The 12,058-nt window shown below is 33.3% G+C and carries 4 protein-coding genes and 3 pseudogenes; all 7 read left to right on the forward strand.

Translation table 11 applies throughout. The annotated features are described in order from the left end of the window. Window positions 1-56: 56 nt before the first annotated feature. Complete coding sequence (locus AC3WVZ_RS10925; protein WP_000347994.1) at window positions 57-815, forward strand: TSUP family transporter; 759 nt, start codon at window positions 57-59, stop codon at window positions 813-815. Between the two features lie 253 nt (window positions 816-1,068). Then, window positions 1,069-1,728 carry a CatB-related O-acetyltransferase gene (locus tag AC3WVZ_RS10930; RefSeq protein WP_227077892.1) on the forward strand — a complete coding sequence of 220 codons (660 nt, stop codon included), beginning with the start codon at window positions 1,069-1,071 and terminating at the stop codon, window positions 1,726-1,728. 474 nt (window positions 1,729-2,202) lie between these two features. Beyond that, window positions 2,203-3,441, forward strand: a pseudogene (locus tag AC3WVZ_RS10935) (D-alanyl-D-alanine carboxypeptidase family protein); the annotation flags it as partial. Continuing rightward, window positions 3,434-4,375 (forward strand): annotated as a pseudogene (locus tag AC3WVZ_RS10940) (acyltransferase family protein); the annotation flags it as partial. The pseudogenes AC3WVZ_RS10935 and AC3WVZ_RS10940, both read left to right, overlap by 8 nt. Before the next feature lie 202 nt (window positions 4,376-4,577). Beyond that, window positions 4,578-5,176: pseudogene (locus AC3WVZ_RS10945) on the forward strand (SGNH/GDSL hydrolase family protein). Between the two features lie 1,058 nt (window positions 5,177-6,234). After that, window positions 6,235-7,488, forward strand: coding sequence for an MFS transporter (locus tag AC3WVZ_RS10950; protein WP_000858621.1), 1,254 nt, complete (start codon window positions 6,235-6,237; stop codon window positions 7,486-7,488). Between the two features lie 13 nt (window positions 7,489-7,501). Continuing rightward, window positions 7,502-12,058, forward strand: a complete 4,557-nt coding sequence (locus AC3WVZ_RS10955; RefSeq protein WP_000180445.1) for a non-ribosomal peptide synthetase — start codon at window positions 7,502-7,504, stop codon at window positions 12,056-12,058.

A 12,058-nucleotide genomic window follows, 5' to 3' on the forward strand; every position in this document is an offset into this window, starting at 1 on the left:
GAGGGACGATGGGGAGGTTTGGGTTATAATAGCTCAAGCCTCCCCATATTCTTTGTATGGATTTTACTATTGAATTACTTATACTACTATTTTTAGTAGCTGTATTAGCAGGATGGATAGATACGATTGCTGGGGGCGGTGGTATGATAACTATCCCGATAATGTTATTAGTAGGTATGTCTCCTTCTGTAGCGATAGCGACTAATAAACTACAAGGGAGTAGCGGAACCCTCATGGCAACAGTGTTTTTTATTAAGAAGAAAGAAATTAATCTTAAAGAAATGCGTTTGTCCATCTTAATGACCTTTTTGGGATCAGTTTTGGGTGGATGGCTTGTTTTACAGATACGAGCAGAATATTTAATCATGATATTACCTTTTTTACTTATTATTATTGGTCTTTATTTTCTATTATCTCCAAATATAGCAAACGAAGATCGACCGAGAAAAATAAGTATGTTGTTGTTTGCGTTAACAGTGGCTCCATTCCTTGGATTTTATGATGGTTTCTTCGGCCCAGGAACAGGTAGTTTAATTGCTTTAGCATTCATTCTTTTATGTGGATATAGTGCTACGAGAGCAACTGCAAATGCTAAAATCTTGAATTTTACAAGTAATTTCGCTGCTTTGTTATATTTTATTATTTTTGGCCAAATCGATTGGACAATTGGGTTGATTATGATGCTTGGTCAAATTATAGGATCGTATATTGGAGCGAAGATGGTGCTTACAAAAGGGACGTCATTAATACGACCAATAGTGGTTATTGTTTGCTTTGTCATGGCAATTAAAATTTTTTTACAAAATATAAACTAAATGTAATCAATATATTATTTGGATCAAAGTTAGAGTGTTTTCATGTTCTTATTGCAGTATTACGCTGTTTAAGATGTGTTCAAAATTACACAATTTGACTAGTGTAATATATTGCGTTATGCTTTTTTATAGTATAAAAGAAAGGCTTGAAGATAATGATTCGTCGTTTGAGAAAGCTAAAAAATGTAGCAGTCGTAGTAAGCTTCTAAGTAAATAGCAAAATATATAATACTTAGAAGCGAGGAATAAAGTTATGAAGTATCCATTATTTAATCATTGGTCAGAAACAAAGTATATAAAAGATATAGTAACAAATCCACTCATTGAAGTAGGAGAGTACTCCTATTATTCAGGCTATTATAGCCATCAAAATTTTGAAGATGGCTGTGTAAGGTATTTGTGGGGAGATGCTAAGTCTCAAGCACTTTTCAATCCAATTGAACAGATGGGATGGCATCTTGATAAACTCATTATTGGGAATTATGTTTGCATTGCAAGTGGGGTAGTCATTTTAATGGGTGGTAATCATAATCATCACTCAGAATGGATTACAGTATATCCATTCGCTGAGCAAATCAAACAATCATATGGACCAAAGGGCGATACAGTCATTCAAAGTGATGCTTGGATTGGAATGAATGCTATAATAATGCCTGGCGTTACTATTGGTGAAGGGGCAATTGTTGCTGCAGGATCTGTCGTAAGTAAAGATGTTCCGCCGTATACAATAGTTGGTGGAAATCCTGCTAAGGAAATAAAGAAACGATTCACTGATATAGAGATAAATATGTTAATGGAAATGCGTTGGTTTGATTGGGATAGGAAATTGATTGAGAAGGCAATTCCGCTGTTATCTAGTCCATCCATCGAACCATTATTTGCTTTTTATAAAAATGAAGTGAAAAATAAATAAATCAGTTAGAAAAACTACATCCAGTATAGGGTGTAGTTTTTTTATTACAAAAAACTAATAGTTTAGACTAAATAAAATTCATCTCTAATATAGGTCTAGCAAATAGCTGAATTGAATAATTAAAATCCTTGATAGCTAATAAAGCATTAACGGGCAGTAAGACTCCCACTGATTAAAGTTTCACTTTATTTTTTGTAAATATGGAACAAATGTAGCATCTAGACTGTCTATTAATTGTAATCCTAAAAAATATGAAAGTGCGAATCATTTTGAAAAATATAAGGGGATTAAAAATAGGGATATGTGTGGGAGTACAAAGTATCAGGGCACCTAAAAGTGTCGGATGAGATGGTCTATATGAAAGCGATCCTAACGTCTAATATGTATATATAATTTGAGAACACTGTCTATTTTTTTGAGATTATGTTAGAATAATGCTTTTTTTTGAGTACAAAGGTATTGGAGGTAACAGAAGTGAAAGGTATGTTTTGCAAGAGATTTATTACAATAGTAACAGTGCTTACACTATTTTTTAGCATGTTCGTTACATTTGGAAGAGCAGCAGCGGAAACAGTTTCTGCTATAGACGTTGAAGCGGGATCAGCAATTTTAATAGAAGCAAATTCCGGAAAAATTTTATATGAAAAAAATGCAGATGAATCATTGGCAATTGCTAGTATGACAAAAATGATGAGCGAATACTTAGTTCATGAAGCGGTGGATAAAGGAAAACTTAAATGGGATCAAAAAGTTAAAATCTCTGAATATGCACATAAGATTTCGCAAGGTCGTTCATTATCAAACGTTCCATTAGAAAATGGTGGCTCTTATACGGTAAAAGAGTTATATGAGGCAATGGCAATTTACTCTGCAAATGGTGCAACAATTGCTTTAGTTGAACAGATTGCTGGTAAAGAAGTCAATTTTGTAAAAATGATGAACGATAAGTCGAAAGAGTTTGGAATGAAAGATTATAAATTTGTAAACTCTACAGGCTTAACAAATCAAGATTTAAAAGGATATCACCCAGAAGGGACAACTCTAGACGAGAAAAATAAAATGTCTGCAAGGGATTGTGCAATTTTAGCGCAACGTCTTATTCAAGATTTCCCCAAAATATTAAATACAGCAAAAATTCCTAAAAAAACATTCCAAGAGGGTGGTAAATATCCAATTGATATGGCGAACTTTAACTGGATGTTAAAAGGTTTAATTAAGCAATATGAAGGTGTAGATGGTTTGAAAACAGGAACGACTCCAGAAGCGAGAGATTGTTTCACTGGTACAGTAGAAAGAAATGGTATGCGCCTAATTTCTGTAGTGATAAAAGCAAAATCTCATACGGCACGTTTTGATGAAACAAAGAAATTATACGATTATGGATTTGCGAATTTTGAAGTGAAGAATTTCTATGGAAAAGATTCAGTAATAAAAGGATATGAAACAGTTCGAGTGGCAAATGCAAAAGACAAAGATGTAGTAGTTCAAACGAAGCAAGCTGTTTCACTTCCAATGTCGAAGGGCAATAAAGACATTTATAAAAAAGAATTTAAAGTATTGAATAAAGAACAAGAAGCGCCTATTAAAAAAGGTGTAACAATTAGTAAAATGATTATCTCGCCTAAAGATAATACAGATCCTGGGTTCTTATCAGGTAAATCATTACAAATAGACCTTGTAACAAAATCTGATGTGGAACAAGCAAAGTGGTTTTGTGTTATCTATGGCACTTTATCATTCAAAAACAAATTATTGGGGATATTTAATTAAGAGATTTGTAAGAATCTATATTCCTTATTATTTTTGGATAATCGTTACCTTTGTTTTATTTATTTTATTTTCGTCGTATGAAGTGGTAGGATTACGGGATTGGTTCTATGATAGGTGGCAAGGGTCTATAACAAAATTAGATATTCTAAACCACTTTGTGCTTCTTAATAACTTTTTTACGGAAAATTATAATCCAGTTATTTGGTCATTGGCTCAAGAAATGCGTATATCTATTGTGTTTCCTTTGTTATTCCTTCTTTTTTATAAACTGAATTGGAAGAAAACGATACTATTTGCTTTGAGCTTTTCATTAATTAGTGTTGTTCTTAATATGTTGCATATTGGGAAAGCTGAAGGATTTTATAATGGTTATGCTGATACACTGCATTTTACATCTATGTTTATGGTTGGAATGTTACTTTTTAAGTATCAGGAAAAACTTAGCTACTCATATAGGAATATGAAAAAATTTAAAAAAAGATTTCTTATTGCATTAGGGGTTATCCTATATTTATATTCCATTTTAATTTATGGTTTTTCCCGTAATGATACAACTTTCTTATTAAAAGATTGGGGTGTCGTAATGGGGGTTAGTATATTTATTATAATGGCTATGAGTAACCTAAAAGTAAAAGCATTTTTAAATAAGAGTGTATTTGTATATTTAGGAGAAATTTCATACAGTATCTATTTGTGTCATTTTCCAATCATGATGGTACTATTTAAACTATTGTATACAAAGATACCTATCTTTTTCCTTCTTACTTTGTGCATTGTAATGACACTACTTTTTTCTATAGTTTCATATCATTTAATCGAAAAGAAATGTATCAACTGGGCAAAACAAAGAACAATAAATTTTTTGAAAAAAGTATAATTCCTAGATAGATTTTATTTCTTTAGTAAATATATGAATATGACCGATTCCTAAGTATACTTAGGAATCGGTCAATTTTAGATTCTAAATGTAAATATAGTAAAGTGGAATATAATTGAAATCGAAAACCACTTAGAAATAACAATTACGGTGTGAGCTATTGTATAGTATAGATATGGTTAACAATAAAGGGGGAATACATATGTGGAAGCGATTTGTAGCAATTGGCGATAGTTTTACAGAGGGGATAGGGGATAGGGGATGAAGTTGAGGGAATTGCATTAAAAAGCTGGGTAGATCATTTTGTTCAACTGTGTGAAAATGATATAGAATATGCCAATTTTGCAAAGCGTGGGTTAGTAACTAAAGAAATTCAATCGCAGCAATTGGAAAAGGCGCTAACTTTTAATCCAGATTTGGTTAGTCTCATTGCAGGGGCAAACGATGTTTTAAAAGGACGTTGGAATCATGATGCATATAAGAACGATATGGAATTTATGATAGATACATTAAGTAAAGCAGGGGCTGATATTATTATAGCAAACCTTCCAGATTTTACAGTTAGGCTTCCTTTTGCTTCTGAAAAAAAAACAAGTAATAAAAGAACAATTATTAGAGGCAAATGAAGTTATACATTCACTGAGCAGAGAGTATAAGCTTCATCATGTTGATTTTTGGAATCATCATTTAGTTAATGACAATACGCTTTGGTCTAAGGATTTAATTCATCCAAACTCAAAAGGATATGTAAAAGTTGCTGAATTAATTTTTAGTAGTTTGCCTGTACAGAAGACAAAATAATAGTTTGCAATGTAACGAATATGATATTAATTGTATGAAGCTATGTTTTTTAGTAAATAGAAAGAACTAAACATTTAGCAAACAAAGCGTTTCTACGATATATTTCTACAGTAGTGCACAAATACAGAATCACAAAGAAAGATCACTTATGGAAATAGGTGGTCTTTAAATGTTTTTATAACTAAATTAGTATATACTGTATTACTAACAGTTTCGTACTACATAAAAATTAAGTTCTCTTATAGAAAAACTGATTTTATATTATCTTAAAATATAATAAAATGTTCAAAACATATTTTGGGTATGTATCCTAATTGTGAATGATGTGTAATTTTTTGAAGTATAAATATCCAATAAATAAAATAGGTAGTAGGTGCAGAAGTATTAATACTATATTATTCAATTCTTGTTATGAGTACATTAGTGATTGGTAATATTATATTTTTATTATCAACTTTAGTTATTGGGATTAATTTGCATAGAAAATATGTAGGATAAGAAAAAAATATACTTTATTGTATATTTTTTTTGTTTAGTAGGATTTACGGTCTCTTTAAACTATTATGTTAATAAAATTAAAAAACTTAATTCTTGATACCCTTATGGTTAAAGCTATCTATAAAATGAAAATATAAATAAATAATAGTTTGTTATGATTTGTGGATTTGGTTTTTTATCCGAATTTTCTGATTCAAATATTTCAACTTTATGAATATAGTAGGTGAAATATTTGTGTGATAGTATTTGAGATAGAAAAAAGCCAACTTTAAAAAGGATGTGAATTGAATGTGTAAACGACTGTAAAGGGTTATATTAAGGCAACGTTTAGCTGTTATTAGTGTAAGGTAAAGATATATTTTGTAACAGTTGATATAAAAATGAAGAAATAGGTACGCTTTCGTTTGTCTGACTATTTTAAATATATGAAAAATAAGACCGGTTTGAGTTTTGGCGAAGTTAAATTCTAGGTGAGATGTCAATAATGATTAATTAGGTTTAATAAAGAGGTACCTTATACGCAAAAGCGTTTATATTAGTAACCTAAGGAGCTTGCTTTTATGAAAACTACTGATTCAAAAGGCCTATTAGGAAATAGGGTTTATTTACAAGTTTTCTCTGCCTATTCATTGCTTATGCTTGGTGTTTTTATTGATATGTTAGCGATTATGACTATAGTTGGGTTTGAATGGGAAGTAGATCCTACTATGATTGGATTGATTCCTGTTGCATATGCACTTCCTGGAATTATTTTTGGCTCATGGGCAGGTGTTATTGCAGATCGTTTTAGAAAAATTCCAATTATGATGTTCTGTAATCTAATGGTTGGTCTAATAACAATTGCTCTTTTATTTGTACAAGATATCCACTGGCTCTTAGTGGCATTAATGATTCGTTCCATTTTTATTGTTTTCTATTATCCTGCACAGCAAACACTAACAAGACAGATTGTATCCCCGGACTTGCTTACTAAAGCAGTAAGTATCAACGGAATAGTAGAGCAGGGTACAAAGATAGTAGGCCCCCTTATAGGGGGCATGTTGTTGAGCTGGTTTCAACCAGAGTTCTGCCTCATTATAAGAGCTATAAGTTGTTTATTAGCTACCTTAGTTCTCATACCCACAATAAAATTTAAAGAAACTATATCGAAAGAATTTGTTGAACAGCAAAAACAAAGTACTTGGACCGCTTGGGTACAAGGGTGGGGTTATGTGTTATCTAATCGGATAATATTATCAACCATGATTTTCGTTACAATAGCCATGGCGGTATTACAATTAGTAGACTCACAATTCCCAACTTTATTTAAGAGCTTATTCCCACATGATAAAAGTAAAATGGGATATATCATTTCTATTATTGGTCTTGGCGGAATACTTGGTGCATTACTAACTCAGAAATTAAAACAATTTCAATATGGCTGGGTAGTATGTGGAGGTATGGTTTTAATGGGAATTGGTTTTGGGGGGATTGGTTTGATAACGCCCGGTACGGTCTTCGTTTTAGCTTATTTAATTAGTTTTATCGCTGGTATCGGAAGTGGGCTGATGCTTGTATCTAATCAAGTCATTTTACAAATAGAATCCGATCAAGATCAAGTAGGAAGAGTATTTGGTATACAAAGCAGTTTAACAAACGCAGTTCTAATTATTTCTCCTGCTATGAGTGGTCCATTAGTGCATTTGTTTGGAGTAACTCAACTCTATGTTTATGGAGGGATTGGGCTTGTTATTATTGGAGTAATTGGAGTTTCACTGCAGAAATATTTATGGGCTAAACATAAACACGAACCTATAAGAGCAAATAATTTTTGAAGGGAAGATTTTTATGACCAATGAGGAATGCTATCCATTAAGCCATCCGCAGCGAAGAATATGGTATACAGAAGTCGTTCATTCTGATAAAGGAATATGTAATTTAAGATTTTTATTTAAACTTCATCGAAAAATGAATTATTCAAAATTAAACCAAGTTGTGAATCGCGTTATCAGTGAAAATGACGGTCTGTGCATTAGGTTAAAAGAAAATGGGCATCAGGAACCGAAACAATATTTTACTAAACATGAAGAACAAGAATTTGAGTTTTTTGATTTCAGTAATGTGGAGAATACAAATTTGCTTGAGGAATGGATTGAGCAGAAAACAAAAGAAACGTTTACATTATTTAATTCAAATTTATACTATTTCGCTTTAATAAAATTAAACGATAATGAATGTGCAGTCTTTGGAAATGTTCATCATATTATTATGGATGGTTTATCAATTCAAATATTTACTGAGCAGATTGCAAAATATTATTATGACATGCATAACGAGAATGAGGAAGGCGAAATTAAAAATTCATATGTTCAATTTCTGACCAACGAACAAACATACTTGAATAGTAGTCGCTTTCAAAAAGATCAAAAATTTTGGTTAGAGGAATTTAAAACACTGCCATCTGTGACTGGATTGAAGCCTTATAATACGTACCAAGTTAGTACAAAAGCATCACGTGAGACGTTTATATTAACGGAACATTTGAAGAGAAAGATAGAAAAATTTTCTGAAGATTACAAAAATAGTTTATATACTCTTTTTGTTGCTGCTTTTTCGTTGTCCATGTATCGGTGGACCTCATCGCTTGATATTGGTTTAGGAATGGCTTACGGCAACCGTATGACTAAAATGGAACGAAAATTGATTGGAATGATGGTGAGTACAGTTCCTTTAAGAATGGATATTGATCCAGAAGAAGAAGTACTTTCATTTATTAGTAGAGTGTCCAGAAAACAAAGCAAATCATTAAGACACCAGAAATATCCATTTGATTTGTTATTAAAGCAGATTAATAAAGAGAATAACAGTAATGTGAGACTTTTCGGAACTACGATTGATTATAGGGATCGTGATGAAAGTGGTGACTCACTATGGATTCCAAACCGTGAAGAAGTACAAGATTTTGCAGTTCATATTGAAAATCTAATTGATATAGACTCTTTACATGTACATATTGATTATCGTGAGGAGCTATTTTCTAAGGAAGAGATAGAACGATTCTTTAACGTTATGCTAGTGATACTGGAAAAAATTTTTGAAAACCCAAAGCAGAAGGTGGCTGAAATAGAAATCATTTCTGAGGAAGATAAAAGAAAAAGTTTAGTTGAGTTCAACAATCCTAAACTGGATGTCCCACCTCAAGTAACTATTCATGAAATGTTCGAACGGCAAGCGATGATTTATCCAAATGCTATTGCAGTTACGTATGAAAAAGAAAAAATTACTTATAAGGAGCTTAATGAACGTGCAAACCAGTTAGCTCATTATCTGCAGAAAAAGGGAGTAGGACCTGATACTTTAGTTGGACTGTGCGTTGAACGTTCCCTCGAAATGATTGTAGGTATTTTAGGAATTTTGAAGGCTGGTGGGGCTTATGTTCCACTTGATCCAACATATCCAGAGCAGCGACTTCAATATATTTTAGAAGATGCTAGCATTCAGTTATTCGTAACGCAAGAAAGTTTAAAAGAATTGAACTGGTTACCAGAAAATGTTGAGTCGATTTGCCTGGATTGTGATCAAGATGAGATTGGGAAAGAAAGTAAGACTTTGCCGGTTTCTAGTGTCGGTCCCCAAAATCTGGCATATGTGATCTATACTTCGGGATCAACAGGAAATCCAAAAGGTGTTATGATAGAGCATCACAATGTTATACGGTTATTTAAATCGACGGATTGTTTGTATCAGTTTAATGAAAAAGATACTTGGACGCTTTTTCATTCGTATGCATTTGATTTCTCAGTATGGGAAATTTGGGGAGCGTTATTATATGGTGGAAAATTAGTTGTTGTTCCGTACTGGATTAGTCGATCACCTAAGGATTTTTATCAAGTATTGGTGGAGGAAGAAGTCACAGTTCTAAATCAGACACCTTCCGCATTCCGCCAATTAATACGAGTGTGTGAACAAGAAGATAAGAATAAAAATTTGCAGCTGCGTTACGTGATATTTGGCGGAGAAGCGTTAGAACCTATTGGCTTGTTACCGTGGTTTCAAAGGTATGGGGAGAAAAAACCACAGTTAATTAATATGTATGGAATTACAGAAACTACAGTTCATGTTACATATTATCCAATTACTCTAGATGATGTGCAGCATGCTTCAAGAAGTAATATTGGAAAGCGGATTCCCGATTTAGAAGTGTATATACTAGACGCTTATCAACAACCTGTTCCTATAGGTGTTGATGGTGAACTTTATATTGGTGGAGCAGGATTGGCACGTGGATATTTAAATAGACCTGAATTAACAGCAGAGCGTTTTATATCTCATCCATTTAGTAGTAATCCGAAAGCAAGATTATACCGGACAGGAGACTTAGCTAGGTATTTGCCAGATGGGAATCTAGATTATCGTGGAAGAATTGATCATCAGGTTAAAATACGTGGTTTCAGAATTGAGATTGGGGAAATTGAGTCTACTTTACATACATATGCATCTGTAACAGAGGCAGTTGTAATTGTAAGAGAAGATCAGCCGGGCGATAAAAGATTAGTAGCATATGTTGTAGGAGATGGAAATGTAGATGCGTGGAGAGAGTATCTTAAAGCGAAACTACCAAGTTATATGGTTCCTTCGGGATTTGTGGCGATGGAAGCTATTCCACTTACAGCTAACGGTAAAGTTGATCGTGAGGCCTTACCTATGCCAGAGGAAAAGCAGATTAATAGTGAATGTGTTGGCCCTCGGAATAGTAACGAACAGATACTGACTACCATTTGGAAGCGAGTATTAGGTGTTAAAAAGGTGGGAATCTATGATAATTTCTTTGAAATTGGTGGCGACTCGATTCTCAGTATTCAAATCATATCTCAAGCAAGTCAAGTGGGGTTAAAACTTACTCCAAAGCAAATGTTTGAATGCCCAACTATCGCTGAGCTGGCACAAGTGGCTATAGAAACGCAGGGAGTACAAGCGGAGCAGGGAATTGTGATAGGTAATGTGCCTCTTACTCCAATTCAGTGCTGGTTCTTCGAGCAAGAACATCCACATACAGAGCATTGGAATCAATCAATGCTTTTAAGAGTAAAAGAAAGATTGAATGTGAAATTACTAGAGGGAGCGATATTAAATTTACTGAAACATCATGATGCTTTACGTTTCCGGTACGAACAGTTACCAAACGGAACGTGGAGGCAGAGAAATGAAGGGACTGATGAGCTGTCAGTACTCCATGTTGTAAAACGTAATCAAGTTAATGAAAAAGAGTGGAATAAAATAATACAAGAAGAGATGAACATTAATCAAGCTAGTTTCAATTTAGTTACTGGTCCGTTAATGAGAGTAGTGTACTTTGAAGATAACTTGACTGGAAATGATCGAATATTCTGGGTGATTCATCATTTAGTAGTAGATGGAGTGTCATGGAGGATTCTATTGGAAGATTTACAGGTGGTATATAACCAGATGAAACAAGGTCAAGAAGTTCGCTTACCTGCGAAAAGTACATCTTTTAAAGAGTGGTCTGAACGACTCCAGACATACAGTGATTCGGGGATTTCAAAAGAAGTACAAAATTATTGGAATGAACAAGTAGAAAAAGAAACGATGAAAATTCCAATGGACTATCCAATACAAGAAACAACAGAAGAATCGATTGATCAAGTGAAGAGGACTTTAGGAATAGAAGAAACACAAACATTGTTACACGAAGTTCTAGTCACTCATAAGACAAGGATTGATGAGGTACTATTAACGGCATTAGGACAAGCTATCGTTGATTGTATAAATCAGCAAACCGTTTCTATTCATCTAGAAGGACACGGAAGAGAAGAGATGATTGAAGGTATTGATTTATCAAGGACAGTGGGCTGGTTCACGAGTATTTATCCCGTTCATCTCAATTTTCAAGGAACTCAGACACCTATTGAAGGGTTAAAGGCTGTCAAAGAACAATTACGTCGAATTCCAAATCGCGGAGTTGACTATGGTATTTTACGTTACTTGAATAAAGGATTACTTCCGTTTTATCAGCAAAAGCCTTCAATAAGCTTTAACTATTTGGGCCAATTTGATCAGGTGTTTTCAAGGGACTCTTTGTTTATGCAAGAGACAGGATTTACATTTTTAGATCATGCTCCAGATTCCAAACCATCTCATCTAATTGAAGTTATCGGAATGGTGAAAGATGAAAAGTTACATTTTATTTGGATGTATAGTAGGGAACAGTTTTCTAAATTAAAAATTCAAGTGATAGCAGATGGTATGTTAAGGCATCTCCGTCAACTTATAAATAAACCAACAACAGAGTCTGCTTTTACGGTATCAGATTTTGCTGATGCAGAGGATCTTACGGAAGAAAGCTTAAGCAAAGTATTACTTAAATTAACAAAAAAGAGGGTGTAA

It is taken from the genome of Bacillus sp. CPT56D-587-MTF (genome assembly GCF_058792335.1).